The organism is Rhodospirillum centenum SW (genome assembly GCF_000016185.1).
In the GTDB taxonomy this organism is placed as follows: Bacteria; Pseudomonadota; Alphaproteobacteria; order Azospirillales; family Azospirillaceae; genus Rhodocista; species Rhodocista centena.
Map to the genome: position 1 here is coordinate 2,390,571 of NC_011420.2, position 26,740 is coordinate 2,417,310.

The 26,740-nt window shown below is 71.2% G+C and carries 20 protein-coding genes; 13 read left to right on the forward strand and 7 right to left on the reverse strand.

The window, feature by feature from the left end; genetic code table 11:
• Positions 1–172: 172 nt before the first annotated feature.
• The 3 genes from RC1_RS11120 to RC1_RS11130 all read left to right on the forward strand — a co-directional run bounded on the left by RC1_RS11120 (position 173) and on the right by RC1_RS11130 (position 3,916).
• Complete coding sequence (locus tag RC1_RS11120) at positions 173–1,858, forward strand: methyl-accepting chemotaxis protein (RefSeq protein WP_012567491.1); 1,686 nt, start codon at positions 173–175, stop codon at positions 1,856–1,858.
• Between the two features lie 94 nt (positions 1,859–1,952).
• Positions 1,953–3,140, forward strand: coding sequence for an acyltransferase family protein (locus RC1_RS20140; protein WP_184446168.1), 1,188 nt, complete (start codon positions 1,953–1,955; stop codon positions 3,138–3,140).
• 89 nt (positions 3,141–3,229) lie between these two features.
• Positions 3,230–3,916, forward strand: a complete 687-nt coding sequence (locus RC1_RS11130; RefSeq protein WP_148213435.1) for a TerC family protein — start codon at positions 3,230–3,232, stop codon at positions 3,914–3,916.
• Positions 3,917–3,996: 80 nt separating this feature from the next.
• Here RC1_RS11130 and RC1_RS11135 read toward each other — a convergent pair whose 3' ends face one another.
• The 3 genes from RC1_RS11135 to RC1_RS20145 all read right to left on the reverse strand — a co-directional run bounded on the left by RC1_RS11135 (position 3,997) and on the right by RC1_RS20145 (position 8,550).
• Positions 3,997–5,541: a S10 family peptidase gene (locus RC1_RS11135; protein ID WP_012567494.1), complete on the reverse strand. Its 1,545-nt coding sequence runs from the start codon at positions 5,539–5,541 to the stop codon at positions 3,997–3,999.
• A gap of 169 nt (positions 5,542–5,710) precedes the next feature.
• The gene (locus RC1_RS11140; protein ID WP_012567495.1) at positions 5,711–7,786 is read right to left on the reverse strand and encodes a S46 family peptidase; all 2,076 of its coding nucleotides are present in this window, start codon (positions 7,784–7,786) and stop codon (positions 5,711–5,713) included.
• Positions 7,787–7,890: 104 nt separating this feature from the next.
• Complete coding sequence (locus RC1_RS20145) at positions 7,891–8,550, reverse strand: glutathione S-transferase family protein (RefSeq protein WP_012567496.1); 660 nt, start codon at positions 8,548–8,550, stop codon at positions 7,891–7,893.
• Between the two features lie 212 nt (positions 8,551–8,762).
• Here RC1_RS20145 and RC1_RS11150 point away from each other — a divergent pair, with 212 nt between their 5' ends.
• The gene (locus tag RC1_RS11150) at positions 8,763–9,380 is read left to right on the forward strand and encodes a PAS domain-containing protein (RefSeq protein ID WP_012567497.1); all 618 of its coding nucleotides are present in this window, start codon (positions 8,763–8,765) and stop codon (positions 9,378–9,380) included.
• On the opposite strand, the gene RC1_RS11155 is transcribed toward RC1_RS11150, so the two are convergent.
• Positions 9,352–10,935 carry a malonate--CoA ligase gene (locus RC1_RS11155; RefSeq protein WP_012567498.1) on the reverse strand — a complete coding sequence of 528 codons (1,584 nt, stop codon included), beginning with the start codon at positions 10,933–10,935 and terminating at the stop codon, positions 9,352–9,354. The two genes, RC1_RS11150 and RC1_RS11155, sit on opposite strands and share 29 nt — an antisense overlap.
• 202 nt (positions 10,936–11,137) lie before the next feature.
• On the opposite strand from RC1_RS11155, the gene RC1_RS11160 reads away from it, so the two are divergent.
• Both RC1_RS11160 and RC1_RS11165 read left to right on the forward strand, forming a co-directional pair.
• The gene (locus RC1_RS11160; protein ID WP_012567499.1) at positions 11,138–11,728 is read left to right on the forward strand and encodes a HupE/UreJ family protein; all 591 of its coding nucleotides are present in this window, start codon (positions 11,138–11,140) and stop codon (positions 11,726–11,728) included.
• 173 nt (positions 11,729–11,901) lie between these two features.
• Positions 11,902–13,089, forward strand: coding sequence for a TAXI family TRAP transporter solute-binding subunit (locus RC1_RS11165; protein WP_012567500.1), 1,188 nt, complete (start codon positions 11,902–11,904; stop codon positions 13,087–13,089).
• A 43-nt stretch (positions 13,090–13,132) separates the two neighbouring features.
• Here RC1_RS11165 and RC1_RS11170 read toward each other — a convergent pair whose 3' ends face one another.
• The gene (locus RC1_RS11170) at positions 13,133–13,786 is read right to left on the reverse strand and encodes a glutathione S-transferase family protein (RefSeq protein WP_012567501.1); all 654 of its coding nucleotides are present in this window, start codon (positions 13,784–13,786) and stop codon (positions 13,133–13,135) included.
• Between the two features lie 197 nt (positions 13,787–13,983).
• Between RC1_RS11170 and RC1_RS11175 the strand changes: the two genes are divergently transcribed.
• From RC1_RS11175 to leuC, 4 genes are all read left to right on the forward strand, one after another.
• Positions 13,984–15,366, forward strand: a complete 1,383-nt coding sequence (locus tag RC1_RS11175) for a leucyl aminopeptidase family protein (protein ID WP_012567502.1) — start codon at positions 13,984–13,986, stop codon at positions 15,364–15,366.
• Positions 15,367–15,479: 113 nt separating this feature from the next.
• Positions 15,480–16,046 carry a MarR family transcriptional regulator gene (locus RC1_RS22635; protein ID WP_012567503.1) on the forward strand — a complete coding sequence of 189 codons (567 nt, stop codon included), beginning with the start codon at positions 15,480–15,482 and terminating at the stop codon, positions 16,044–16,046.
• On the forward strand, positions 16,043–16,918 hold the full coding sequence (locus RC1_RS11185; RefSeq protein ID WP_012567504.1) for a C40 family peptidase: 876 nt from the start codon (positions 16,043–16,045) through the stop codon (positions 16,916–16,918). The genes RC1_RS22635 and RC1_RS11185 overlap by 4 nt, the downstream gene beginning before the upstream one ends.
• Positions 16,919–17,160: 242 nt before the next feature.
• The gene (gene leuC, locus RC1_RS11190; RefSeq protein WP_012567505.1) at positions 17,161–18,585 is read left to right on the forward strand and encodes a 3-isopropylmalate dehydratase large subunit; all 1,425 of its coding nucleotides are present in this window, start codon (positions 17,161–17,163) and stop codon (positions 18,583–18,585) included.
• Between the two features lie 122 nt (positions 18,586–18,707).
• Here the strand turns inward: leuC and RC1_RS21460 are convergent, their stop codons facing one another.
• Entirely contained in the window at positions 18,708–18,977 is a 270-nt protein-coding gene (locus RC1_RS21460) for a hypothetical protein (RefSeq protein WP_148213436.1), read from the reverse strand.
• Positions 18,978–19,682: 705 nt separating this feature from the next.
• Here RC1_RS21460 and acs point away from each other — a divergent pair.
• Complete coding sequence (gene acs, locus RC1_RS11200; protein WP_012567507.1) at positions 19,683–21,623, forward strand: acetate--CoA ligase; 1,941 nt, start codon at positions 19,683–19,685, stop codon at positions 21,621–21,623.
• Between the two features lie 171 nt (positions 21,624–21,794).
• On the opposite strand, the gene RC1_RS11205 is transcribed toward acs, so the two are convergent.
• Complete coding sequence (locus RC1_RS11205) at positions 21,795–23,165, reverse strand: IS1182-like element ISRce2 family transposase (RefSeq protein WP_012566799.1); 1,371 nt, start codon at positions 23,163–23,165, stop codon at positions 21,795–21,797.
• A 282-nt stretch (positions 23,166–23,447) separates the two neighbouring features.
• Between RC1_RS11205 and RC1_RS11215 the strand changes: the two genes are divergently transcribed.
• Entirely contained in the window at positions 23,448–24,071 is a 624-nt protein-coding gene (locus RC1_RS11215; RefSeq protein ID WP_012567509.1) for a hypothetical protein, read from the forward strand.
• A 375-nt stretch (positions 24,072–24,446) separates the two neighbouring features.
• Positions 24,447–26,738: a hypothetical protein gene (locus RC1_RS11220; protein ID WP_012567511.1), complete on the forward strand. Its 2,292-nt coding sequence runs from the start codon at positions 24,447–24,449 to the stop codon at positions 26,736–26,738.
• Positions 26,739–26,740 lie beyond the last annotated feature (2 nt).

The window sequence follows — 26,740 nt, forward strand, 5'->3', positions numbered from 1 at the left end:
TCCGGCGGTCGCCGTCGGGGCGCGGGCTACCCCCTCTGCGCTGTCCGCCCGGCGGTGGTAACCGGCCCGTCGGCTTGAGGCGATTCATCTATTCGAAATACTTGATGGACAAGAGGTCCGTCCGGGGAAACCCGGATCGGACCGACCATCAGACAGGGAATGGATGAACGCCATGCGGTTCCGCGATCTGCCTACCGTCCAGAAGCTGCTCGTTCCCCTGGTGCTGATGGGGTTGCTCACCCTTGCCGTCTCGGCCTACGCCCTGGCGCAGATGCGGACCGTGGGCACCGAGTACCAGGAATTGGTGGACCGCGAGGCGGCGGCGATCCAGACGATCCTGCGCGCCAACCAGATGGCCGAGCAGATCGGCCGGGTCTCCTTCACCCTGGTGGCGGAGTCGGACAGCTTCATCCTGGAGGGGCTGAAGGACGAGCTGGATCTGAAGGCCGCCACCCTGAGCGGACTGCTGGCCCAGGCCACCACGCTGGCGCCGGATTTCGCCAACGACCTGGCCCTGGTGGACCGCGACTTCGTGGCCATGGAGGAGACCATCGAGAAGGCGCGGCAGACGGCCCTGACCGGCAAGGTCGAGGAGGCCGGGCGCCTGTTGGTGGACTTCGTCGATCCGCGCCTGACCGACGGGCTGGACCGGCTGGAGGGCGTCACCAGGGAGCTGGACGCGCGGCTGGAGGCGGGAACGGCCATGGCGGCCCGGCGCTACGACCGGGCGCTCTGGGTGACCCTGGCGGTCGGGCTGGCCGGCACCGTCCTGTTCATGGCGCTGGCCGTCTGGATGGCGGTGGCGAACGTCTCCCGCCCGTTGCAGCGGATCGTCGCCATCATGACCCGGCTGGCCGGCGGCGACCTGTCCGTGCGGGTCGAAGGCGACGACCGCCGCGACGAGATCGGCGCCACCGCCAAGGCCGTGCGGGTGTTCCAGCAGTCCATGCTGGACGCGGCCCGCCTGCGCGAGGAACAGACCGCGCTGGAGGCCCGGACGGAGGCCGAGAAGCGCACCGCCCGCGGCCGGCTGGCCGACGAGTTCGAGAGCGCCATGCAGGCGGTGGTGGAGGGCATCGCCGGGTCCGCCCGGCACCTGCGCGAGACGGCGGAGGGGCTGTCCGCCGTGGCGGCGGAGACCAACGACCAGACCGCGGCCGTCGCGGGCGCCGCCGAGCAGGCGGCCGGCAACGTCAACACCGTGGCCGCCGCCGCGGAGGAACTGTCCAGCTCGATCCGGGAGATCGCCCGCCGCGTGGCGGAGAGCGCCGCCATCGCGGATTCGGCCGTGTCGGAGGCCGAACGCTCCAACGCCACCGTCGCCGGGCTGGTGGACGCCTCCCGCCGGATCGGGGAGGTGGTGAAGCTGATCAACGACATCGCCAGCCAGACCAACCTGCTGGCGCTGAACGCGACGATCGAGGCCGCCCGTGCCGGGGAGGCGGGCAAGGGCTTCGCCGTCGTCGCCGGGGAGGTGAAGAATCTCGCCACCCAGACGGCCAAGGCGACGGAGGAGATCGGCAGCCAGATCGCCGACATGCAGGCCGCCGCCGGCAGCGCCGCGGACGCCATCCGCGGTGTCGGCGGCACCATCGGCCGGATCAGCGAGATCGTCACCACCATCGCCTCCGCCGTCGAACAGCAGGGGGCGGCAACGCAGGAGATCGCCAGCAGCGTCGCCCAGGCCGCCGCCGGCACCAGCGACGTCAGCAGCACCATCGGCGACGTCACCCGCGCCGCGGCCCGCACCGGCACCCTGGCCGGCGACGTGCTGGGGGCCGCGCAGACGCTGGTGGCCGACGCCGACCGGCTGCGCCGCGACGTGTCCGGCTTCGCCTCCCGGGTACGGGTCGGCTGAACCGGGGCAGCGCGGGCGGAGGATACGCCGGAGGGGGTGGCGCGACGGGTGGGGGCACCGACCCCGCCCGTCCCGTGTTGTTCCCGGCATGTGGATGTCCGAGACAGCGGCGGCCCCTGCCCAGGCCGCCCCCCAGGCCGCCCCCCAGGCCGCCGGCCCCCGCCCCGCGCCTGCCGCGGCCCGGCCCGCGCGCCCTGGTCCCGCCGTCGCGTCCGGTGCCGGAGCCCCGGCCCGGGGGCCGTCCTTCCTGCCCTATATCCACACGCTGCGCGGCATCGCCATCCTGTTCATCGTCGCCAGCCACTGCTTCGCCGTGTTCGACTGGAGCGGGGCGCCGTGGAGTTTCCGTATCCTGGACGTGGTGACGACGAACGGAACGGTGATGTTCGTCTTCATCTCCGGCTTCCTGTTCCAGCACCTGTCGGACCGCTTCAGCGTCCGCCGCTATCTGGGCGCCAAGCTGCGCTACGTGATCCTGCCCTATCTGGTGGTCTCGCTGCCCGCGCTCGCCTTCCGGATCGGGACCCGGAGCGGCATCAACGGGCTGCCGGACGGGATCTACGACTGGAACCCGGTGCTCCAGGTGCTCTGGTTCCTGGGCACCGGAGCGCATCTCGGGCCGCTCTGGTTCATTCCGGTGATCGCACTGTTCTATCTGGCCGCCCCGGCGCTGCTCTGGATCGACCGGCGGCCGGCGCTCTACGGGCTGCTGCCCCTGCTGCTGCTGGCCGGCAGCTTCGTCCACCGGCCGGAATTCAACATGCAGCCGCTGCACGCCGCCCTGCACCTGCTGCCGGCCTACATGGCGGGCATGGCATTCAGCCGCTTCCGCGATCCGATCCAGGAGATGCTGGCACCGCGGCTGGTGTGGCTGTCTGCCCTGTGGCTTGCCCTGGTGGCGGCGCATGTCGGGTTCGTGGAGAACACCGGCCTCGTCTATGTGAAGGAGTTCCTGGGGCCGGACAGTCTGGCGGTGGAATGGACCTATTTCCAGAAGCTGCTGCTGATGGCAGTGCTGATCGTCGGCTTCCGCCGCTACGGCAGCCGGGTGCCGCATCACTGGTTCGACGCCCTGGCGGTCAACAGCTTCGCCGTGTTCTTCATCCACGGCTACCTGACATTGACGGCCGACCGGCTGGTGCTCTGGAACGGCATCGTGATCCCCGGCAGCGTGCCGGGCTTCCTGGCCTTCCTCTTCCTGGTCACGGCCGTCAGCATCCTGATCGCCCGGGCGGTCCGGCTGGTGGCGGGACGGCACAGCCGGCTTCTTGTGGGAAGCTGAGCCGCGCCGGAAGCGGGCCGCTGCACTGTCGCGGGGCCTGACCCGGCATGGTAAGAGAAGGCCCCTTCGTCAGCCCGGACGTCTTCTTCATGTTTGCGGAATTGACTGCCCTCGCGCAGGTCCTGTTCATCGACATCGTGCTGGCCGGCGACAATGCCATCGTCGTCGGCATGGCGGCCGCGGGCGTCGCCAAGTCGGAACGGCGCACCGTCATCTTCTGGGGCATCGCCGCGGCGGCGGTGCTGCGCATCCTGTTCGCGCTGCTGACCACCCATCTGCTGGCCATCATCGGGCTGACGCTCGCGGGCGGCATCCTGCTGCTCTGGGTCTGCTGGAAGCTGTGGCGCGAGATCGTCAGCCAGCGGGAGGAGCGGACCGGGGCGGCCGTCGTGGCCGAGGCGGAGGACGAGAGCACGAGCACCCCCCTGGCGGAGGCGCTGCCCGAGCACGCCACCAAGTCCCGCGGCGTCGCCATCCGGCAGATCGTCCTGGCCGACGTCTCCATGTCGCTGGACAACGTGCTGGCGGTGGCCGGTGCGGCGCACGACCATGAATGGGTGCTGGTGGTCGGGCTGGCCATGTCGGTGGTGCTGATGGGCGTGGCGGCGACCCTGATCGCCCGCCTGCTGGAGCGCCATCACTGGATCGCCTATATCGGCCTGGCCGTGATCCTCTACGTGGCGGTGTCCATGATCTGGCTCGGCAGCTTCGAGGTGCTGGACGCCGTGGGCATGACCCACCCCGGGGTGGAGGGCGTGGCCCAGCCGGCCCCCTGAGGACGCTTCCCTGATCCCAGGGGGCGCCTCTCTGGCGACGCGACGGGAGACGGGTCCGGCCCGTCTCCCGGTTCCGGGGCTCAGCCCTTCACGAGGAAGGCCCGGATGGCGGCCAGAAGCGCGTCCAGGTCGGGTTCGTGCAGGTACATCATGTGCCCGGCCTCGAAGTAGGCCATCTCCACCCGGTCGGCCAGGATGTCATGCCGGCCGAAGGTGTATTCGGCGTCGAAGAACGGCGTCACCAGATCGTAGTAGCCGTTCGCCACCAGCACCCGCAGCCGGCCGTTGCGGCGCAGCGCGTCGGACAGGGCGCGGGCGGTGTTGACGTAGGACGGCTCCCAGCCCTCCCCCTCCGGCGCGGTGCGCCAGTTCCAGCCCTGCGAGACCGCATCGCTGCCGGTCAGGTAGGGGCGGTCCATCTCCACCTTCAGGACCTCGCCGAGATAGCTGTTCAGCGCGGCCGTGTAGGCGCTCTCCGTCGCCTCCGAGGCGGCGTCGCCCAGCACCGGCCGGTCGGCCACGGGATCGGGTTCGGCCAGCGTGTAGCGGCCGTCGAACTGGCCGAGGGCGAGACCCTTGTCGCGCAGCAGCTCCTTGCGGAAGCGCGGCACCATCACCCGCAGGTCGGAGCGCAGCACGTACTCCTTCGACAGGCCGGTGAAGCGGGCCAGCTCCGCCGCCACCGCCTCGCGCTCGGCGGCGGGCAGGCGGTTACCCTTGAACAGGGCCGGCAGATAGCGGTCCACGGCGAAGGCCCGCGCCTGGGCCACCCAGGTCTTCAGGTCCGTCCCCTGCCCCGCCTTGCCGTGATAGCGGGCGGCGGCGGCCATGGACGGCAGATAGGTGACGAAGCTGGTGATGTTGTCCGGCGTGCTGGTGGAGCCGGCATAGTCCAGCGCCTGGCTGACCAGCACCAGCCCGTTCAGCGCCATGTTCTGGCCGCCCTCGTTCAGGGCGTCGGCCACGGCGGCGGCACGGGTGGTGCCGAAACTCTCGCCCACGATGAACTTGGGCGCGTTCCAGCGGCGGTTCGCCGTGACCCACTGGCGCATGAAGCGGACGATGCTGTCGCGGTCCTGGTTCAGACCCCAGAAGTCCCTGGTCTGCCCCTTGCCGACAACCCGGCTGTAGCCGGTGCCGACCGGGTCGATGAAGACCAGATCGGTCAGGTCCAGCGGCGCCTGGGGGTTGTCCACCAGGGCGAAGGGGGCGGCGCCGTCGTCGGCGTCGGCATTCGACGGGACGGCGACCCGCTTGGGTCCCAGCAGCCCCATGTGCAGCCAGATGGAGGCGGAGCCCGGCCCCCCGTTGAAGACGAAGGTGACGGGCCGTTTCGCCGAGTCCACCCCGTCGCGGACATAGGCGGTGGACCAGATCGCGGCGACCGGCTCGCCCGCGTCGTCGTTGAGGATCGTCTCCCCGGCGGTGACGGTATAGGGGACACCCTGCCCGCCGAAGCGGCCCTGCAGCCGGGCGGTGAAGACCTTGGGCGGGGGCACCGGCTTCTCCGCCGCCGCGGGCGTGCCGCCCGGCGGCGTCTCCTGGGCCAGCGCGGCGGGAGCCGCCGTCGCCATCACCGCCACCATTCCCCCTGCCAGCACCATCGCCAACGCCAGCCGCCGCATGCCCTGTCCTTTCCCTGTTCTGTCCCGCTGCCGGGTCCGCCCCGTTGCGGGGTCGGAACCGACCTTACCCCCACCGGACGGGGCTGTCTGCGCCGGCGGGGGGCCGAAAAGCAGAGGGCGGCCCCGGTGGGACCGCCCTCGCCTCGGACTGGGGATCAGGAACAGGCCGTCAGAGGCCCAGCTCCTTCACCAGATGGTCCGCCTTGTAGACCTTGCGCAGGGCCTCGGCCATGCCGCGGATGTCCACGAAGACGGTGCGGTTGCGCCGCATGTCGTAGCCGTAGTCGCCGGCCAGGGAGTGGATGTTGCCGTCGAACACCAGACCGATCGCTTCGGCGCGGGAGTTCAGGATCGGGGACCCGGAATTGCCGCCGATGATGTCGTTCGTGCTGACGCCGTTGAACGGCACCGACATGCCGATGACGCCCTTCGCCTTCTCCCAGCTCTCCGGCAGGTCGAACGGCACCGCCCCGGTGTCACGGTTGTAGAGGCCGGCGAAGGTGGTGAACGGCTCCACCTGGGTGCCGTCCTCCTCCGTCCAGCCCTTCACATGGCCGTAGGACAGGCGCAGCGTGAAGGTGGCGTCGGGGTAGACGCTGTCGCCGAGGAGCGCGAAACGGGCCTTGGCGATGCGGGCCTGGGCCGCCTCGACCGGGGCCTCGATCTCCTCCTCCACGGCCTTGCGGGCGGCGCGGGCGTCCGCATCCACCAGCTTCGCCAGGGCGATCATCGGATCATCCGATGCCGCCACGGCTTCCTTGCCGCCCTCGAACAGGGTCAGGCGGACCTTCGGGTCGCCCAGCTTGCTGGTCTTCACCAGATCCTCGGCCACCTGCTCGGGCGACTTCTTGCCCAGCACCTTCTGCACCAGGGCGTTGTCGGGACCGAACTCCTCGCGCAGCTTGCTGAGCGAGAAGGCGAGCGTGGTGATCTCCAGCGACTCGTGGACCGGCGCCGGGTTGGACAGGCGCTGCTTCAGCGCCGGCAGCCGGGCCTCGCTGAACTCGCGCAGGCGCTGATCGTTCGGCTTGCCGGCCTCCTCGGCGGAGCGGACCAGCAGACGGGCGAAGGAGAACAGGCTGCTGTCGAAGGCGCGGCCGCGCTCCAGCATCAGGTAGCGCGGGGCCAGCGCACGCTGGCGCTGCATCGCCTTGGCGATCTGCTCATAGGCGTCGCCGACCTGGGCCGCCAGCTTCGGATCGGCCTTGATGCGGGCCCGCAGCTCCGTCTCGGCGGCAACCTTGTCGCCGAAGAACTGCGCGTCCACCAGGGCCTGCTGCCGGCCGCGCCAGACCTTCAGGCTGTTCTCGATGCCGGTCAGTTCCTCCAGCGCGAGACGGTGCTCCTCCTCGCCGCGGCGGCCGAACTCGATCAGACGGCCGCGCAGCTCGGAGAGGTACATCAGCGTCGCCGGGGCGAACACGTCGCGCAGATAGGCGAGCTGGTCGGTCGTGTTCAGGCGGCTGGTCGAGCCCGGATGGCCGGTGACGAAGGTCGCCTCGTCCGGCTTGGCGCCGGCCTTGGACCAGGGGAAATAGTTGGGGCTGGAGATCGGCTTGCCGTCCGCGCCGTAGACGCGCAGCAAGGACATGTCCAGGCAGTAGCGCGGGAAGTTGAAGTTGTCCGGGTCGCCGCCGAAGGCCGCGATGCCGAATTCCGGCGCGAAGGCCAGACGGACATCCTGGTAGCGGTTGTACTTGTAGAGATTGTAGCGGCCGCCCTGGTAGAGCGTGACCACGTCGCAGCGGACATTGGCGTCGCCGCCGGAGCAGCCCCGCTCGATCTCCGCGAAGACGGCGCGGCGGGCATCGGCGAACTCCTTGCCGGTCTTGCCCTCGGTCGCCTTCGCCACCTTGTCGGTCACGTCGGTGATCTCGGTCAGCTGGTTGACCTCGATGCCGGCGCAACGCCGCTCCTCGGCCCGGGTGCCGGCCAGGAAGCCCTTCGCCATCAGGTCGTTCTCCGGCGTGGACAGCTCGGCCACGCAGTCGGAGACGCAGTGATGGTTGGTCATCACCAGGCCTTCGGGGGAGACGAAGCTGCCCGAGCAGCCGCCGGCCAGCCGGACGGACGAGAGGCGCACCTTCTCCAGCCACTTGGCATCCGGCTTCAAGCCGGTGGACTTCTGGATGGCCTCGGCCGGCACGTTGTCCAGGGTCCACATGCCCTCGTCGGCCATGGCGGAGCTGCTGAAGGCTCCAACGGCCAGGGCGATGATCGCCCCCGCAGTCAATCGCTTCGTCATCTGTGGTTCGTCCGTCCGGGTTGAGCGTGTTTCTTCACGGTCGGGCCGGCACCGCGGCGCCGGCCGGTCTTGGGGGCGCCGCGGGGTCGCGGACGCCCCGGGGGTCAACTGGCGTTGGCGGCGCGGCGGCGCAGGAAATCGTCCAGCGAGGCGGCCATGTCGGCCAGCAGGGAGGCCACCATCGGCTCGGCCCGCAGGGTCGTCCACACCGTGCGCAGGGTGGGGTGGTCGGCCAGGGCGTCGAATTTGCCGAAGGCCGGCATGAAGCGGTCCAGGTAGAACAGGGCCGGGACCAGCGCGCAGTCGGCCAGGGTCAGCTCCGGCCCCAGGGCGTAGGGACCCTTCAGGAGCTTCTCCAGCCCGTCCAGGCCGCGGCGCAGCTCCGCCAGCTTCTCCTCGACCACGGCGCTGTCGCGGGTCGTGGGGTTGAGCTGGCCCAGCAGGCCCAGCAGGCCCGGCAGCACGTAGAGGTCCACCGCCCGGCTGACGGTGCGGCTGCGGGCGCGGCCGGCCGGATCGGCCGGCAGCAGCGGCGGCTGGGGGTATTTCTCCTCCAGATACTCGCAGATCACCTCGGACTCGAAGACCGGCCCGTCCTCGCCCACCAGGGTCGGGATCTTGCCGTAGGGGTTCAGCGCCAGATACTCCGGCGACTTCATGTTGCCGCCGGGCGGTTCAGCCTGCCGCACGTCCAGCCCCTTGCGGCGGACGGCGCAGAGCACGCGGGCGACATAGGGGGAGAGGGCGGCTCCGTACAGGATCATTGGGCTGGCCTCGTGGCACCGGTTGCTGCGGCGGCCCTTCTTAGCCGCTCCCGACCGGGCAGGATAGACTGTTCCCGGGTCGCAGGGGGCGGACGCCGCCGGCAATGACGGATCATGCCTGCCATACGGACGGCGCGGTCTCCCGCCCCTTGCGACGGGGAATGGTTTAGACCAGATGCAGCGGGCTTTCCAGATGGACGGATTGTGCGCGGATGCTTCCTGAACACGACGGCGGCGGCAACGGTGGCGGCAGCCTGGAGACGGCCTGGAACCTGCCGGTTCTGGGGTCGGACACCCTTCCCGGCGGCCTGCTGTCGGCGGCGCTGGCGTTCTGGCGCCGGCTGAAGCCGGAGACGGGCGGCCTGCCCGGCTTCGACGGCTTCGATCCGCGGCAGCTTCCGCCCTCGGTCCTGCCCCACGCCGCCCTGCTGGGCGGCTTCGATGCCGAGGGCCGGGTCCGCGGCCTGTTCCTGGGCACGGTCGCGGCCATGCAGGCCGGCGCCGAACTCGCCGGCCACCGGCTGGACGAGCTGTACCCGCCCGCCACCTACGCCCAGGTCGAACGGACGCTGCGCACGGTGGAGATCCTGCGGCGGCCGGTGCTGGCCTCGGTCTCCTTCGGCACCGACGGCGTCCGCCTGCTGGACAGCGACCGGCTCTGCCTGCCCCTCCAGGGGGCCGACGGCAGCGTCGCCGGCTTCGTCGTGGTGATGGACCAGCGCCCGACCGAGGCGGGCCGGTCGCGTCCGCTGAAGCTGCTGAGCGATGCGCCGGCGCTGCTGCGCTGCGACCTCTACCGCGTCATGCTCCGGCGGGCGAGCCAGGAGTAGGCGGCGCGAAGGTGCTGCGGTGGGTGTCGCGCAGCAGCGCCTTCTGCACCTTGCCCATGGTGTTGCGCGGCAGCTCCGGCACGAACCAGACCCGCTTGGGCACCTTGAAGCCGGCCAGTTCCGCCTTCACGGCGGCGATCACCGCGGCTTCGGTCAGCCCGTCCTGACCGGGGTGCTTCTGCACCACGGCGGCCACCGCCTCCCCCAGATCGGGGTGCGGCAGGCCGAAGACGGCGCTTTCCACGACGCCGGGCAGGGCGTCCAGCACCGTCTCCACCTCCTTGGGGTAGACGTTGAAGCCGCCGGAGATGATCAGGTCCTTGGCACGGCCGACGATGTGGACATAGCCGCGGGCATCCACCTTGCCGACGTCGCCGGTGATGAAGAAGCCGTCGGGGCGCATCTCCTCCGCCGTCTTGTCCGGCCTGTTCCAGTAGCCCTTGAACAGGTTGGGGCCACGGATCTCGATCACGCCGGTCTCCTCCGGCCCCAGCACGGCCCCGTCCTCGCCGACGACGCGCAGCTCGACACCGGGCAGCGGGAAGCCGACGGTGCCGGGGATGCGGTCCCCCTCCAGCGGGTTGGAGGTGATCATGCACGCCTCGGTCATGCCGTAGCGTTCCAGGATCGCGTGGCCGGTGCGCTCCTGGAACGCCCGGTGCGTGTCGGCCAGCAGCGGGGCGGACCCGGAGATGAACAGACGCATGGTCGCCGCCTGGGCGCGGCCGAACGCCGGATGCGCCAGCAGCCGCGTGTAGAAGGTCGGGACGCCCATCATCAGCGTGGCGGCGGGCAGCAGCCGCAGCACGGCGTCCGCGTCGAAGCGGGACAGGAACAGCAGGCTGCCGCCGGCCAGCAGCACCGTTCCCAGCCCGACGAACAGGCCGTGCGTGTGGAAGACCGGCAGCGCGTGCAGCAGCACGTCGTCCGGCCGGAAGCCCCAGCAGTCGTGCAGGGTCAGCAGATTGGAACCGAGGTTCCAGTGCGTCATCATCGCACCCTTGGACCGCCCCGTCGTGCCGGAGGTGTAGAGGATGGCGGCGAGGTCGTCCTTCTCCCGCGGCACGGTGGCGAAGGTCGTCGGCTGCTCCAGCCCGGCCTCGGCCAGACTGCCGTCCGCCGCCACACCCAGGGTCGCCACCTGCGGCACGCCGGCGGCGGCGGCCAGCTCCCGCATCTCCGCCTCGTCCTCCGGGCGGCAGACGACCAGGGCGGGGCCGGCATCCTCCAGGAAATAGGCGATCTCGCCGCGCCGGTAGGCCGTGTTCAGCGGCAGGTAGACCGCGCCCGCCCGCAGCACGGCCAGGAACAGCATGACGTTCTCGGCACTCTTCTCCACCTGCACGGCGACGCGGTCGCCGGGCTTCACGCCCATCGCCACCAGCACGTTGGCGAAGCGGGCCGAAACCGCGTCGATGTCGGCATAGGTGTAGTAGACGCCCTGGCGCGGCCCGTCCTCCAGGGTCAGGAACCGCCGTGTCCGGTCGGCCGGAAACCGGCTCTCGAACAGGTGGTAGAGATTGCCGCTGGCGGGGGCCGTCACCGTCTCGCCCATCGTCGTCCGTCTCCCTGGCAGGCGCCGCCGCTGCGGCCGCACGGGCAGGACGATAGCGGCGGCGCCTGCCGCTGCCAACCGGGTGCTGGCAACCGGGTGCTGGCAACCGGCACTGCCGGCAGCCTCGGGCATTGACCGCGGCATAACCGCCGGCGGATAGGGTGGGATCACCCGTCCGCATCCCGCTCTGCCCGGAAAAGCCATGCCCCGCCGCCCCGCCCTTGCCGTTCTGACCGCTCTCTCCGTCCTTGCCGTGGCGCTGCCGGCCCAGGCTGCCGCCAGCCTGTCGGGCGGCGCCTTCGGGACGGGGCTGACGGCGCCGGTGGTGCTGACGGTGCATCTCCTGGGCCTGCTGGCGCTGGGCCTCTGGGCCGCCGACCAGGGCGGGCAGGCGTCCGGCCAGGGACCGGCGGTGGCGCTGGTGGCGGCGCTGGTCTTCGGCCTGCTGCACCAGTCCGGGGTGCGGCTGCCCTATGGCGGGCTGGTGCTGGAGGCGTCGCTGCTGGTCTTCGGCCTGCTCACGGCCTTCGCCGTGGCGCTGCCGCTGGCGCTCACGCTGCTGCTGGCGGCGGTGGCCGGGGCGGCGCACGGCATGGGCCTGTCGGCCTGGGTCGGGGCGCCCAGTTCGCCCCTGCCCTTCTGGCTGGGGACGGGCTGCGGTTTCGTCCTGGTGGGCAGCGCCGGCGTCGGGCTGCACGGCCTGCTGGCGCAGAACCTCTCCGCCACCGCGGTGCGCGCCGCCGGCGGGATGATCGCGCTGGCGGGGCTGCTGATGCTGCTGGACGTCATGTGACCCCGCGCACAGCCGGCCGGGTCCGGACGCGCGACATTTCCGCCACAGAGCTGTTCAAACAGGTGCACGTGTCCCGCTTCCCCCCGGTGCGCTGGAGACATTCCCGAGAGCGGCCATTGCGCCCCCGCTTTCCCCGGCTCACATAAGGAAGCAGGCACCAGGAGCGATCGAGCGTGCCCGCCGTGACCCAGTCCCCTGTCCTGATCGGGCGTCGTGCCCTGTTGCGCTCCGGCATCGGCCTGTCCGGCGTCGGTCTGGCGGTCGCCTGCCTGCCGTTTCCGCTGCGCGCGCAGACGGCGAACGCGCCAGGGCTGCGCTTCTTCCAGATCGGCACCGGCACGACCGGCGGCACCTATTTCCTGATCGGCGGCATCCTGGCCAACGCCATCAGCAACCCGCCCGGTTCGCTGCCGTGCGAGCGCGGCGGCAGTTGCGGGGTGCCCGGCCTGATCGTGGTGGCGCAGTCCACCTCCGGCGCCGTGGAGAATGTGGAGGGCATCCGCGAAGGCCGGCTGGAATCGGGCCTCGTGCAGGCGGACATCGCCTATGCCGCCTTCCGCGGGGAAGGTGCGTTCGAGGGGCGCAAGCCCCTGACGGAACTGCGCTCCATCGCCAACCTCTACACCGAGACGATCCATCTGGTCGTGCGCGCCGACAGCGGCATCCGCACCGTCGCGGACCTGAAGGGCAAGCGGCTGGTGCTGGGGGAGAAGGGGTCGGGCACGCTGGTGACGGCGCGCATCCTGCTGGCCGCCTACGGGCTGTCGGAAAAGTCGGTGACGCCGCTCTATCTCAGCCCCGGCGCGGCCAGCGACCGCATCGCCTCGGGCGAGGCGGACGGCTTCTTCATCGTCGGCGGCTTCCCGCTGCCGGCGGTGGCCGATCTCGCCGGCCGGGTGGCGATCGGGCTGCTGTCCTTCGACGAGACGCACCTGTCGCGGATCGCCCGCCGGCTGCCCTTCTACACGGGCGCGGTGATCGAGGACGGCGCCTATGCCGGCGTGCCGCCGACCCCCACCCTGGGGGTGGGGGCGCAGTGGCTGGTGCACAACCGCATCTCCGAGGAGCTCGTCTACGGCATCACCCGCGCCCTCTGGAACGAGCGGACACGGGACCTGCTGCTCACCGGGCATCCGCGCGGCAGCAGCATCCGGCTGGAGACCGCGCTGAAGGGGCTGGCGGTGCCGCTGCATCCGGGCGCCGAGCGGTTCTACCGCGAGGTCGGCATGGCCGGGGATTCCGCGGCGATCGTGCCCGGTACGGCGGGCCGGGATGCCGGGTCGGCGGGCGCGAGCCCGGTTCCGCGCACGAAACCGGCCGCCCCGCCCGCTCCGGCCGGCCGGAGCGGGACACCCCGCTGAGGGAACGTCCCGCTGAGGGCATGTCCCGCCGGGGACGGGTCCCTTACTTCGCGTCGAAATCGACCACCCAGGCCTCGGCCTCGGCCGCGGCCACCCAGTCGCGCATGGCCGGCAGCGCGTAGATCGCCTCCACATAGGCGCGCGCGCCGGCATCCATCGCCACGTTCCAGGTCACGAACCGGGTGCAGACCGGGGCGTACATGCAGTCGGCGATGCTGAACCGGCCGAACAGGAAGGGTCCCCCGGCCCCGAAGCGGGCGCGGCAGTCGCTCCAGAGCGCCGTCACGCGGGCGATGTCGTCCGCCGCCGCACTGCGCCGGACCGGGTCGTGGCGGCGCTGCTTGAGGTCCATGAACAGGTTGCGGCGCAGGTCAAGGAAACCGGAATGCATCTCCGCCGAGACGGACCGCGCCACCGCCCGCGCCGCCGGGTCCTCGGGCCAGAGGCCGGCCGCGGGAAACAGCTCCGCCAGATACTCGCAGATCGCCAGACTGTCCCAGACCGTCAGGGCGCCGTGCTTCAGCACGGGCACCTTGCCGGCCGGATTGTGCGCCAGGATGGCCGCCTTGGTGCCCTCGGTCCGGAGGGGGATCACCTCCTCCTCGAAGGACGCGCCGACATGGCGCAGCGCCAGCCAGGGCCGCAGCGACCACGAGGAATAGGCCTTGTTGCCGATCACCAGGGTGAACTTGTCCATAGGGATGCCTCCGCCGCTTCCGGACCCCCCATCTAGGCCCGTCCGTCCCCGCACGTCAAACCCGCCGGTCGCCGCCGCTGCCCTGTCCTGCCCGGCCGGCGGCGACGGCTTTACAGCCGCACGACGGACAGCGCATCCTGCCGGCCAGCCGGGCGGCCGCCGCCCGGTCCTTCCGCCTGTCCGCAAGAGGTCCCCCCGTGCTGCACCATCTGCGCGCCAAACCCACCGACGACACCGTTCCCCTGGAGCTGATCCGCAAGGCGGAGCTGTCCGCCTGGCTGGACGGCGCCGAGCCGGCCGCCGCCGCCTGGGTCCGTGGCACCGGCTTCACCGCCGAACCGGGCGCGGTCGCCCTGATCCCGGGCGAGGGCGGGCGGCTGGCCCGGGTGCTGGTCGGCGTGCCCGACCGGCTGGACCTGTGGAGCCTTGCCGGTCTGCCGGGCAGCCTGCCCAAGGGCAGCTACACCCTGCCCGACCGGCTGGACGGGCGCGAGGCGACGGCCGCGGCCATCGGCTGGGCCCTGGGTTGCTACCAGTTCACCCGCTACCGCAAGTCCACGAAGGACTTCGCCCATCTGGTCATGCCCGCCGGCGCCGACCGCCATGCGGTGGAACGGGTGGTCAGCGCCACCGCCCTGGTGCGCGATCTGGTCAACACCCCGGCCGAGGACATGGGGCCGCCCGAACTGGCGCAGGCGGCGGAGAAGCTGGCCGACGAGTTCGGCGCCAAGCTGAAGGTGATCGCCGGCGACGACCTGCTGGAGAAGAACTATCCGATGGTCCATGCCGTCGGCCGCGCCGCGGCCAAGGCGCCGCGGCTGATCGACCTGCGCTGGGGCAACAAGGAGCACCCGCTGGTCTGCCTTGTCGGCAAGGGCGTCTGCTTCGACAGCGGCGGGCTGGACATCAAGGGTTCCGCCAACATGCTGCTGATGAAGAAGGACATGGGCGGCGCCGCCCACGCCCTGGGCGTGGCCCGCATGATCATGATGGCGGGGCTGCCGGTGCGGCTGCGGGTGCTGGTGCCGGCGGTGGAGAACGCCGTCTCCGGCAACTCCTTCCGGCCGATGGACATCCTGCCCACGCGCAAGGGCCTGACGGTGGAGATCGGCAACACCGACGCCGAGGGCCGCCTGATCCTGTGCGACGCGCTGGCCGAGGCGGACAGCGACAGGCCGGCCCTGCTGATCGACTTCGCCACCCTGACCGGGGCCGCGCGCGTGGCGCTGGGCCCGGAGCTGCCGGCCCTGTTCAGCAACGACGACGCGCTGGCGGAGGACCTGCTGGCGACCGGACGCGAGACCGACGACCCGCTGTGGCGGCTGCCGCTCTGGCCCGGCTACCGCAGGATGCTGGACAGCAGGATCGCCGACCTGAACAACGCGCCGTCCGGCGGTTTCGCCGGCGCCATCACGGCGGCACTGTTCCTGGAGCGGTTTGTCGCGCCCGAGACGCCGTGGGCGCACATCGACCTCTACGCCTGGAACCCCACGACCCGCCCGGGCCGGCCGGAGGGGGGCGAGGCGATGACCCTGCGCGCCGTCTACGCCCTGATCGAACGGCGCTTCGGCACGGCCTGAGCAGTCCGCGCCTCCAGGACGGGCGGGCCGTCGGCGCTTGCCGCTGGCGGCGACTTTGGGCACACTCCGATGCGTTCCGGCCCGGCGGGGCGGTGGCGGATCGGGGGTGCTCCATGTCGCGGAACCTGGAGGCGCTGCAGCTCTGGCGCGGCGCGCTGGTGGCGAGTGTGCGCAAGGCGGGACCCGATCTGTCGGCCCGCCAGCTCGCGCTGTTGCTGACGGTCTATCTGACCCCGCCGCCGCACACGGTGCGCGGGCTGGCCGCCACCCTGAACATCTCCAAGCCGTCGGTGACGCGGGCGCTGGACCGGCTGGGGCGGCTGGGCTATGTGAAGCGCAAGCGCGACCAGGACGACCGGCGGAACGTGCTGGTGCAGCGCACCGTCAAGGGCAGCGTCTTCCTGACGGAGTTCGGCCAGCTCGTGGCCGCGGCCGGACAGGCCGCGTCTGAAACCCCGGCGGCCGGACAGGCCGCGTCTGAAACCCCGGCGGCCGGACAGGCCGCGTCTGAAACCCCGGCGGCCGGACAGGCCGCGTCCGAAACCACGGCGGCCGGACAGGCCGCGCCCGCAACCACGGCGGCCGGACAGGCCGCCGCGGTGGAGATCACCGATCCCGCCCCTTCAGCCGCCGCGCCGTCGGCGGCTCCCCCTCCGGAACCCGCGATCCTGACCGCATGACCGATACCCCCCCGGCCGTTTCCCCGGACCCCCGCATCCATCCCTGGCGCCCCGATCTGGCCGCCGCCCACCTGAAGGGGCGGGTCACGGCCGAGCGCTTCGTGGAGGGCGTGCCCTGCCAGATCCGCACCGGCTTCGCCGCCCTGACGGAGACTCCGGACTTCGACGCGCGGCAGTCCAGCCAGCTCCTGTTCGGGGAGGTCTTCACCGTCTATGAGGAGCGCGACGGCTGGGTCTGGGGCCAGAACGGCACGGACGGCTATGTCGGCTATCTGCGGCTGGAGGCCCTGGACGCGGAGGTGCGGACGCCGACCCACACGGTCACGGCCCTGCGCAGCTATGTCTACCCCGAGCCGGACCTGAAGACCCCGCCGCTGGACCTGCTGAGCCTGGGCTCGCAGTTGAGCGTGACGGGCCAGTCCGGCGGGGGGCAGCAGGGCGGCTGGCTGGAGCTGGCGACCGGCGGCTGGATCTTCGCCGGCCATGCCTCCCCTCTGTCGGCCCCGCCGGCGGACCCGGTGGACACCGCGCTGCGCTTCCTCGGCACGCCCTATCTCTGGGGCGGGCGCACCAGCCTGGGGCTGGACTGCTCCGCCCTGGTGCAGCTCGCCCTCGCCACGGCCGGCCTGCCCTGCCCGCGCGACAGCGACCTGCAGGCGGCGTCCGTCGGCGCCCTGGTCTCCGCGGACGGGCACGGCCATGCCTTCCGCCGGGGCGATCTGGTCTTCTTCCCCGGCCATGTCGGCATCATGGCGGACGCGGACGACCTGATCCACGCCAACGCCTTCCACATGGAGGGGGTGCGGGAGTCGCTGGCCGCCGTGCTGGCGCGCGCGGGCGACAAGGGCATCACGGCCGTCCGCCGGCTCTGACGCCCACCCTCCTGCCACCCGCCCTCCTGACACCGACGCCCCACGCCGGGGAGCCATGCGCGCGGGGCCAGGAGGCCCCGCGGCAACGGCCTGGCAACGGGCTTGTCGGTCCGCGCGGCTGCCGCTATGCTCCGGCCCCTTGAAAGAAAATGGCGCAAACAGCCGCCATTACTTTTCACTTGGAACGGGATTCGCCCCTGGCGCAGAATCCCGCCTGGAACAGCAGCGAAGGCGCATCATCCATGTCCGGTCCCCGCACCCTCTACGACAAGATCTGGGACAGCCATGTCGTCCACCGCCAGGAGGACGGGACCTGTGTGCTCTACATCGACCTTCATCTCGTGCATGAGGTGACCTCGCCGCAGGCGTTCGAGGGGCTGCGCATGGCCGGCCGCCCGGTGCGCCAGCCGCGCCGCACGCTGGCCGTGGCCGACCACAACGTGCCGACCAGCGCCGACCGGCTGCAGGGCATCCGCAACGAGGAGAGCCGCCTGCAGGTGGAGCAGCTCGGCATCAACGCCGCCGAGTTCGGGGTCGAGTATTTCGACATGGCGGACATCCGCCAGGGCATCGTGCATGTCGTCGGGCCGGAGCAGGGCGTCACCCGCCCGGGCATGACCATCGTCTGCGGCGACAGCCACACCTCCACCCACGGCGCCTTCGGCGCGCTGGCCTTCGGCATCGGCACCTCCGACGTGGAGCATGTGCTGGCGACCCAGACGCTGCTGATGAAGCCGTCGAAGAACATGCTGGTGCGGGTGGACGGCAGCCTGCCGGTGGGCGTCACCGCCAAGGACATGGTGCTGGCCATCATCGGGCGGATCGGCACCGCCGGCGGCACCGGCCATGTCATCGAATTCGCCGGCGAGGCGGTACGCTCGCTCTCCATGGAAGGGCGCATGACCGTCTGCAACATGACGATCGAGGGCGGCGCCCGCGCCGGCCTGATCGCGCCGGACGAGACCACCTTCGCCTACCTGAAGGGCCGCCCGCGCAGCCCGGAGGGGGAGGCCTGGGACAAGGCGGTGGCGTGGTGGCGCACCCTGCCCGGCGACGAGGGCGCCCGCTACGACCGCGAGGTCGTGCTCTACGCGCCCGACATCGCGCCGCAGGTCACCTGGGGCACCAGCCCGCAGGACGTCGCCCCCATCACCGGCCGCGTGCCCGACCCGGCGGAGGTGGACGACCCCAACAAGCGCCGCGCCATCGAACGCGCGCTGTCCTACATGGGCCTGACGCCGGGCGTGCCGCTGACCGAGGTCACGGTGGACAAGGTCTTCATCGGCTCCTGCACGAACAGCCGGATCGAGGATCTGCGGGCCGTCGCCAGCATCGCCGAACGGGCGGTGAAGGCCGGCCGGCGCGTCTCCGACAGCGTCTACGCCATGATCGTCCCGGGCTCGGGTCTGGTGAAGGAACAGGCGGAGGCCGAGGGGCTGCACCGCATCTTCACCGAGGCCGGCTTCGACTGGCGCGAACCCGGCTGCTCCATGTGCCTTGCCATGAACGACGACAAGCTGAAGCCGGGCGAGCGCTGCGCCAGCACCTCGAACCGCAATTTCGAAGGGCGCCAGGGCCCCGGCGGGCGCACCCACCTGATGAGCCCGGCGATGGCCGCGGCAGCGGCCTTCACCGGCCGGCTGACCGACGTGCGCGAGTTCGCCTGAGCCACGGGCTGCCAGGAGAGACGGGTTTCCGGGAGAGGCGGGCTGCCGGGAGAGGCGGTATCCGTTGAAGTGAAGGGCTCTGAGGGGGGCGGTTTCCGGCGACGGACGCCGCCCCGCCCGCATCAGAGCTGCGCCACGTCCGCCCCGGCTTCCTGGAGGAAGGCCGAAAGGTCGCCCGCGGCGCGGGCCACGCGGCGGGAGATCACGGCCGTCTCCAGCGCCGCGTCGGCATAGCCGCGCGGGGTGCGCGGCACCGCCCGCAGCACGGCGTCGATCGCCATCAGATTGGTGCGGTTGCCGATCTGGCTCATGCGGACCATCCGCTCGGCCAGCGGGGTCCGGTCCGGCGGGATCAGATCCGCAATACTGCCGGCCCGCAGGCTCCGGGGCATGCCGTCTGCCGGGACCTCCGCCGACGGGGCTCCCTCCAGAAGGGCGGAGCCCGTCAGCGGATCGCCGTGCGCCGGATTTCCCAGCGGGGGCAGGCCGCCGGGGCGCTCGCCGCCGGTCGGGCCATCGCTCGGGCCACCGCCCGACTGCCCACCGCCTGCCCTGCCGCTGCCCGCGCCCTGCATTCCGATCCCCCGTCCGTTCTTCTCCCGGCCGTAAGCCTGATCGACCGTGAGCCTGATCGACCGTGAGCCCGATCCTGGCCCCCCATGCCCTCAGGCCCCGGCCGTCCTCTGCCCTTTACGGTAGAATTACCACGGACGCGGCCCGGGCGCATCAGGGAAGGCCGGCACCTGTTGCCACGGGCCGTCCCGGCCCGCACGACAACCGCTCGGAAGTCGCGTGACCCGGGCGACGCTCCACCGTTGAGATGGATCAAGGCCGGGATGCTCCGGCTTGACCACAAGGGCGGGACGGCATCCGGACAGGGAAATGCATCCGGACGGTCCGATCCGGCCGGAGCGGACCGCAGGCGCCTTGAGGATTCCATCAACCCGATGAATAATCGGGCGAATCATGGGGGATGGCAGGTGCCGGTGGCGGCCGTTCCCGGAAACCCTGTCCGTGCCGGGGGCGCAGACCGCCCCCGGGCCGCCGACCGGCGGTGCACGCACAGCAACAACCGACAGCGGGGGGATTTCAAGCCCATGACCGACACCTCGATCTTTCCCGTGCCCGAGGCGTTCGCTTCCGACGCCTGGGTGGACGCCGCCAGCTATCAACGCCTGTACGACCAGTCGATCTCCGATCCGGAGGCGTTCTGGGCCGAACAGGGCAAGCGCATCGATTGGATCAGGCCCTATACCCAGGTGAAGGACTGCTCCTTCAGCGGCGATGTCCACATCCGCTGGTTCCATGACGGCACGCTGAACGTCTCGGCCAACTGCATCGACCGGCATCTCGCCACCCGGGCCGACCAGACCGCCATCCTCTGGGAGGGCGACAGCCCCGCCGAGCACCGGCACATCAGCTACGCCGAGCTGCACGCCAATGTCTGCCGCCTCGCCAACGTGCTGAAGAAGCACGGCGTCCAGAAGGGCGACCGGGTCACCATCTACATGCCGATGATCCCGGAGACGGCCTTCGCCATGCTGGCCTGCGCCCGCATCGGCGCCATCCATTCGGTGGTGTTCGGCGGCTTCTCCCCGGACAGCCTGAAGGACCGCATCCAGGACTGCGACAGCCGCATCGTGCTGACCGCGGACGAGGGCCTGCGCGGCGGCCGCAAGGTGCCGCTGAAGGCCAATGTGGACCAGGCCCTGAAGTCCTGCCCCGATGTCGGCACCGTGATCGTCGTCCGCCGCACCGGCGGGCAGGTCGCCTGGGAGGACGGGCGCGACTTCTGGTATCATGAGGAGGTGTCGGCGGTGTCGCCCGACTGCCCGCCGGAGGAGATCGGGGCCGAGGACCCGCTGTTCATCCTCTATACCTCGGGCAGCACCGGCAAACCCAAGGGCGTGCTGCACACCAGCGGCGGCTATCTGGTCTACGCCTCGATGACGCACCAGTACGTCTTCGACTACCACGATGGCGACATCTACTGGTGTACGGCGGACGTGGGCTGGGTCACCGGCCACAGCTACATCGTCTACGGCCCGCTGGCGAACGGCGCCACCACCCTGATGTTCGAGGGCATCCCGAACTACCCGGACTCCAGCCGCTTCTGGCAGGTGGTGGACAAGCACAAGGTCAACATCTTCTACACCGCCCCCACCGCCATCCGCGCCCTGATGCGCGAGGGCGAGGGGCCGGTGAAGCGCACCAGCCGGAACAGCCTGCGCCTGCTGGGCTCGGTGGGCGAGCCGATCAACCCGGAAGCCTGGCTCTGGTATCACACCGTGGTCGGCGAGGGCCGCTGCCCGATCGTGGACACCTGGTGGCAGACGGAGACGGGCGGCATCCTGATCTCGCCGCTGCCGGGCGCCATCCCGACCAAGCCGGGCTCCGCCACCCTGCCCTTCTTCGGCGTCAGGCCGGTGGTCGTGGACAATGAGGGCCACCACCTGGAGGGCGCGACGGAGGGCAATCTCTGCATCGCGGACAGCTGGCCGGGCCAGATGCGCACCGTGTTCGGCGACCATGAACGCTTTGTGCAGACCTATTTCAGCACCTTCCCGGGCAAGTACTTCACCGGCGACGGCTGCCGCCGCGACGACGACGGTTACTACTGGATCACCGGCCGCGTGGACGACGTGATCAACGTCTCCGGCCACCGCATGGGCACGGCGGAGATCGAGAGCGCCCTGGTCGCCCACCCCAAGGTGGCGGAGGCCGCGGTCGTCGGCTACCCGCACGACCTCAAGGGCCAGGGCATCTACGCCTATGTCACCCTGGTGGACGGGGAGGAGCCGACCGAACCCCTGCGCAAGGAGCTGGTGCAGTGGGTGCGCAAGGAGATCGGCCCGATCGCCAGCCCGGACCTGATCCAGTTCGCGCCGGGCCTGCCCAAGACCCGGTCGGGCAAGATCATGCGCCGCATCCTGCGCAAGATCGCCGCCAACGAGCATGAGGCCCTGGGCGACACCTCCACCCTGGCCGATCCGACCGTGGTGACGGAACTGGTGGAGAACCGGCAGAACCGCGTCTGACGCCAGCGCGGCAAGGACAGGGGCGACACCCCCTCAGGGAGGGCGGCCGGAGCGATCCGGCCGCCCTCAGACCGATGACAAACCCCGTCGTTTTCGGCGGGGTTTTCATTTTTGGGGATTGCGGCTGTCGAAACTGGTTGGGTGGATCGGGCAGACAGGGAGGTTTCTGTCTCAGGCTGGCCGGAGGGCTGCCTTCGGGGCGATTGCGAGGGCGATTTTCTTGATGTTCTGGGCGGCGGCGGCGAGCAGGCACTGCCAGGTGACGCCGAGGAGGCCGCGGAAGCGTGCGTAGCGGTGCCCGAAGAGCTGTTTGGCGTCGGCAAAGGAGCGTTCGACCGTCTCTTTTCGTCGCTTGTAGATGGCCTTGCCCCAGGGGGTCTTGCGGTGGGCGTCGGTGCGCTCGCGGATGTCGGCCCAGAGGTGGCGGGTGATGGTGCGGACGGCCTTGGGGTTGCGGGTGCACGACGCGAGCAGCGGGCAGGCGAAGCAGAGGGCCGGATCGCTCCTGTAGTGGCGGTAGCCGTTGCGGTCGGTGGTGGCGTAGGCGAGGGCCTGTCCGCCGGGGCATGACCAGGTGTCGGTCCCGGGCTCGTAGGTGAAGGCGCTCTTGGGCATCATCCCCGGGGCCGGGGGTGTCGGTCGGTTGTAGCCGGTGACGCCGAGGATGGCGCGGTCCTCCAGCCCCTTTGCGATCCCGGCCGTGGCATAGCCGGCGTCCAGCCCGACGGCCTTGACGTCGAGCGCGAAGCGGGCGCGCTGGCGGTCGAGCCGGCCGAGATAGACGATGCTGTCGTGCACGTTGGCGGGGGTGGCGAAGCTGTCGGTGATGATGCCATGGCGCCCATCCACGGTGCGGTGATCAAGGTAGAAGAAGCCGGTGGGCTTGCCATCGCGCACCATGTAGCCGCTCTCCGGATCGGTGCGGCTGATCTTGGTCTCCTTCTCGGGCGGCTGCCGGTCCTTGGGCTTGAGGGGCTTCTTGCCGTGGGTGGCGCGGTCCGCCTCCACCGCCCGGTCCAGATCGTCCCAGTAATCCGCCCGCGACTTGGCGACCACCGCCTTGTCGTAGCGGTTCTTGTTGGCGTTGGCCTTGAGGTGGGTGCTGTCGGTGTAGAGCACGGTGCCGTCCACCAGCCCGTGGCCGATCGCCTGCTCCACCACATGGTCGAAGATGTCCTGCGCCACGGAGGTGTCCCGGTAACGCCGGCGCCGGTTCTGGCTCAGCGTCGAGGCGTCGAACACCGGATCGGTCAGGCGCAGACCCAGAAACCAGCGATACGCCACGTTCACCTGGATCTCGCGCACCAGCTGGCGTTCGGAGCGGATGCCGAACAGGTAGCCGATGAACAGCGCCTTGAACATGACAACCGGATCAAGGGCCGGACGGCCGTTGTCCGGACAGTAAAGCCCGGACACGCGATCATGGATGAAGGAGAAGTCGATCACCGCGTCGATCTTGCGAAGCAGGTGATCGGGCGGAACCAGACCGTCGAGCGTCACCATCTCGATTTCAGTCTGCTGCGCCGTCGGTTTCCTCAGCATGACCAATCGAATCACAAAGGCCCGGCTCACGCCAGGCCTTTGTCAGCAGTCTGAGGGCGGCCGGAGCGATCCGGCCGCCCTTTCCGCGTCCGCAGGGGCACGGATGTGCCTTCGCCGGCGCGAAGCCGGCGCAGGAAGTCTCGACCCCCGGCCGGCGAGCCGGTAGGGTGGCGGCGGAACAACGGGCGGGCCGGACCGCCGGGGTGCAGGCCCCGGTGGAACCGACCCGGTAACGGGGGCCGGCACCGGACCCCGGCAAGAAGCAAACCAGGGAACGTGAACATGCAGACTCCGCGCCTCCTCCTTGTCGCCGCGACCAGCCTCCTGCTCGGCCTTGCCGTCTCCCTGCCGGCCGAAGCCCAGCAGGCCCAGCCGCAGAAGCAGACCCAGCAGAAGAAGCAGCCCCAGAAGAAGCAGCAGCCGCAGAAGAAGGCCGCCGCGGAGCCGGTGAAGGAGGTGGCGCCGCCGCCCCCGACCCTGCCGCAGCCCTCCACCCCCACCAGCTTCGCGCTGATCCACACCCTTCAGAACATGACGACCAAGCCGCTGGATCTGGTGATCCGGGCGGACGGGACCGAGGTGTTCGCGGGCAAGCTGCCCGGCCGGCCGGAGAAGGCCGCCGAGGGGGCGGAGCCGCCGACGCTGCGCACGGGCATGACCCTGGCGGTGGAGAAGGAGACGACCCACTTCTGGGAGATCGTCTATGTCGAACCCGAAGCGAAGAAGCAGTGCCGCCAGGCCTGGACCGGCATGTTCGCGCCGGGCGGCGAGACGCCGGCCCTGATCGCGCCGCCGCAGCAGGTGAACAGGTCGGGCCAGTGCGACTTCATGATCGACGTGACACCGGCCAGCGAGCCGGGCTCGATCTACGACATCCGGGTGCAGGTGGCCGCGGCACCGCACTGACACGGCGCATACCGGCGCGGCGCCCGCATACGCGGCGGGATGGAAGGGCGGCTCCGACGGGGGCCGCCCTTCTGCGTTGCGCCACAGCGCGACTCCGGGACGTGCCGGCCTGCCATACTGCGGCCACACGAAGGGGCCATTCCGGTCCGGCCCGCCTCCCCCGCGCGGACGGTCCGCGCCCCTCCCCCGCGCGGACGGTCCGCGCCATGGATGCGTGCCACATCCGCGCATTTCCGGACATTGCCCGCCATCCCGAACCGCTATACGAATGACCGGCGCGACCGCATCCGGCCGCAGGTCCCGGCCCCCGCCCCGGATCGCACCGACCGTCCCCCCAGAACCGATCTGCCCCCGCACGCGATGGAATACTAGGAGATGTTCAAGGCGATCTTTGCAGCCCTTGCGCCGGTCGTTTCGAACGACTGGGTGATCGGCTCGGTTCTGGTCGGACTGTGTGCCTGGGCGATCTGGTCGGGGACGCGGTTCGTCCGCGCCACGCTCCGCTTCCGCAAGGCCCTGTCCGGGGCGCGGGCAACGGTCAGACAGTCCTCCGACGCGGCCGCCTTCGCAGAGCGGTACGGGGAGATCGACACGGCCCTGGCCGAAGATCCGGTCCTGGGCGAGCGCTGGTGCGAGTTCCGCAACTCCCTGCTGCTGCCACGCCAGCCCGGACAGCCGGTCCGCACCACCGTGCGGCCGAAGACCTGGTTCGATGTCGGCCTGCTGCATTCGATGCCCGGCGGCGTCAACCTGCGCTACCACACCGCCATGCCGAACCTGCTGGTCGGGGCGGGACTTCTGTTCACCTTCCTGGGGCTGGCCGCAGCCCTGGGGTCGGCCGGCGGGATCGTGGCCGGAACGGCGGAGATCCGGAACGAGGCGCTGCGCCTGCTGCTGGGCACGGCCTCGGCCAAGTTCGTCACCTCGCTGGTCGGCATGGGCCTGTCGATCACCTATGCCATCACCACCAAGGTCCTGCTCAAGCGCGTCGAGGACGATCTGGCCGGTCTCCTCTCCGCCCTGGAGGCCCGCATTCCGCTGATCACCCCGGCCGACCTGCAACGGGAGACGAACGATCTCCTGGAACGGCAGACCGACCGGATGCAGGCGGTCTCGGCCGACCTGGCCGCCGGCCTGGGCAGCGCCTTCGACCGTGCCTTCGACGCGCGGCTGGGCGAGCATGTCGGTCCGCTGACCCAGGCCATGCAGCAGCTCGCCCTGGGCCTGGGCTCGCACAACGAGCAGGCGATGGCCGCCATGCTCGACTCCTTCCTCCAGGGGCTGCGCGGCGGCACGGGCGAGCACATGCAGCAGGTCGTGGACAGCCTCTCCGGGCTGGGCAGCCGGCTGGAAGGGGTGCAGCAGGGGCTGGGCGAGGCCGCGGTGCGGATGACCCAGTCCGCCGACACGGTCGCCAACCGACTGGGCTCCGGCACCGAGGCGGCCCTGGCCCGGATCACCGATCAGATGGGCGGGCTGGCCGAGACGCTGGGCCGGATCGCCGAGCAGAGCCGGACCACCGGCGCGGAGGCCGGGGAGCGGATGGCGGCCCGGATCGAAGCGGCCGCCGCCGGCTTCGAGGAGTCGGCCCGCAACGTCGCCACCCTGCTGGAACGGACGGCCGCGGCCGTCGAAGGCAGCATGGGCCGGCAGACGGAGGAGACCGCCGCCCGCCTTGCCGAGCGGGTGGAGGCGATGACGGCGGAGCTGAGCGCCCTGGCCGCCAGCAGCCGCACCGCCGGGATCGACGCCTTCGACCAGCTCGCCACCCGTGTCGCGGAGGCCAGCACCGCCCTGGAACGCAGCGTGGGCCGGATCGGCACCCTGCTGGAACGCTCCGCCAGCGAGGGCGGCGACGCGCTCGGCCGCGGGGCGGAGAAGGCCGTGACCCGGATCAGCGACGCCACCGAAGGCATGCGCGCGGAAATCCAGGCGATGCTGGCCGAGCTGCGGGCCTCCGTCGGCACGGCGGGCGAGGCGCTGCGCAGCAGCGGTGCCGAAGGGGCCGCGGCCTTCCGCGACGGGCTGGGCGACGCCGGCGGCTCCATCGCCGCGGCGGTCCGGGACGCGGCCGACCGGCTGGGCCGCGCCGGGACCGAGGCCGCGGACGCGCTGGGCCGCGGCGGGGAGACGGCCGGCACGGCCATGCGCAGCGCCGGCGGGCTGCTGGGCGACAAGGTCGGCACCCTGACGCACGAGATCGCGGCCCTGGCCGCCGCCGCCAACGCCCTGGCCACCCGCAGCGTGGAGTTCGAGCGTGCCGCCGGCGCGGCCGCCGGGCCGCTGCTCCAGGCCTCCACGAATCTGAGCACGGCGGGCCAGACCGTCCGGGGCACGACGGAGTCGCTGGGAACCGTCGTGCAGGCCGTGGGGCGGGCCATCGAGCAGGTCTCCGAGGCGTCGGGCCGGCTGGACGCGGCCACCTCGGCGGCCGGTCGGCTGGCCGACGGTCTGGCGACAGCGGCGAAGCGGTTCGAGGGGATCGACGGCGATCTCGCCCGGACGCTCGCCGCGTTGCAGGACGGTCTCCAGGGCTTCGCCCGCGAGATCAACGGCTTCGTCAGCCAGACCGACCAGAACCTCGCCAAGGCGGCGACCCAGATCGCCGCCCTGGTCAAGGGACTGGAAGAGACGCTCGAAGATTTCAGTGCGGACCAGAACCGCTGATC

What these genes read in the sequence shown, in the direction of transcription:
- RC1_RS11120 (WP_012567491.1), top strand. Translation starts at nt 173, where the DNA reads ATGCGGTTCCGCGATCTGCCTACCGTCCAGAAGCTGCTCGTTCCCCTG.
- RC1_RS20140 (WP_184446168.1), top strand. Translation starts at nt 1,953, where the DNA reads ATGTCCGAGACAGCGGCGGCCCCTGCCCAGGCCGCCCCCCAGGCCGCC.
- RC1_RS11130 (WP_148213435.1), top strand. Translation starts at nt 3,230, where the DNA reads ATGTTTGCGGAATTGACTGCCCTCGCGCAGGTCCTGTTCATCGACATC.
- RC1_RS11135 (WP_012567494.1), bottom strand. Translation starts at nt 5,541, where the DNA reads ATGCGGCGGCTGGCGTTGGCGATGGTGCTGGCAGGGGGAATGGTGGCG.
- RC1_RS11140 (WP_012567495.1), bottom strand. Translation starts at nt 7,786, where the DNA reads ATGACGAAGCGATTGACTGCGGGGGCGATCATCGCCCTGGCCGTTGGA.
- RC1_RS20145 (WP_012567496.1), bottom strand. Translation starts at nt 8,550, where the DNA reads ATGATCCTGTACGGAGCCGCCCTCTCCCCCTATGTCGCCCGCGTGCTC.
- RC1_RS11150 (WP_012567497.1), top strand. Translation starts at nt 8,763, where the DNA reads ATGCTTCCTGAACACGACGGCGGCGGCAACGGTGGCGGCAGCCTGGAG.
- RC1_RS11155 (WP_012567498.1), bottom strand. Translation starts at nt 10,935, where the DNA reads ATGGGCGAGACGGTGACGGCCCCCGCCAGCGGCAATCTCTACCACCTG.
- RC1_RS11160 (WP_012567499.1), top strand. Translation starts at nt 11,138, where the DNA reads ATGCCCCGCCGCCCCGCCCTTGCCGTTCTGACCGCTCTCTCCGTCCTT.
- RC1_RS11170 (WP_012567501.1), bottom strand. Translation starts at nt 13,786, where the DNA reads ATGGACAAGTTCACCCTGGTGATCGGCAACAAGGCCTATTCCTCGTGG.
- RC1_RS22635 (WP_012567503.1), top strand. Translation starts at nt 15,480, where the DNA reads ATGTCGCGGAACCTGGAGGCGCTGCAGCTCTGGCGCGGCGCGCTGGTG.
- RC1_RS11185 (WP_012567504.1), top strand. Translation starts at nt 16,043, where the DNA reads ATGACCGATACCCCCCCGGCCGTTTCCCCGGACCCCCGCATCCATCCC.
- leuC (WP_012567505.1), top strand. Translation starts at nt 17,161, where the DNA reads ATGTCCGGTCCCCGCACCCTCTACGACAAGATCTGGGACAGCCATGTC.
- RC1_RS21460 (WP_148213436.1), bottom strand. Translation starts at nt 18,977, where the DNA reads ATGCCCCGGAGCCTGCGGGCCGGCAGTATTGCGGATCTGATCCCGCCG.
- acs (WP_012567507.1), top strand. Translation starts at nt 19,683, where the DNA reads ATGACCGACACCTCGATCTTTCCCGTGCCCGAGGCGTTCGCTTCCGAC.
- RC1_RS11205 (WP_012566799.1), bottom strand. Translation starts at nt 23,165, where the DNA reads ATGCTGAGGAAACCGACGGCGCAGCAGACTGAAATCGAGATGGTGACG.
- RC1_RS11215 (WP_012567509.1), top strand. Translation starts at nt 23,448, where the DNA reads ATGCAGACTCCGCGCCTCCTCCTTGTCGCCGCGACCAGCCTCCTGCTC.
- RC1_RS11220 (WP_012567511.1), top strand. Translation starts at nt 24,447, where the DNA reads ATGTTCAAGGCGATCTTTGCAGCCCTTGCGCCGGTCGTTTCGAACGAC.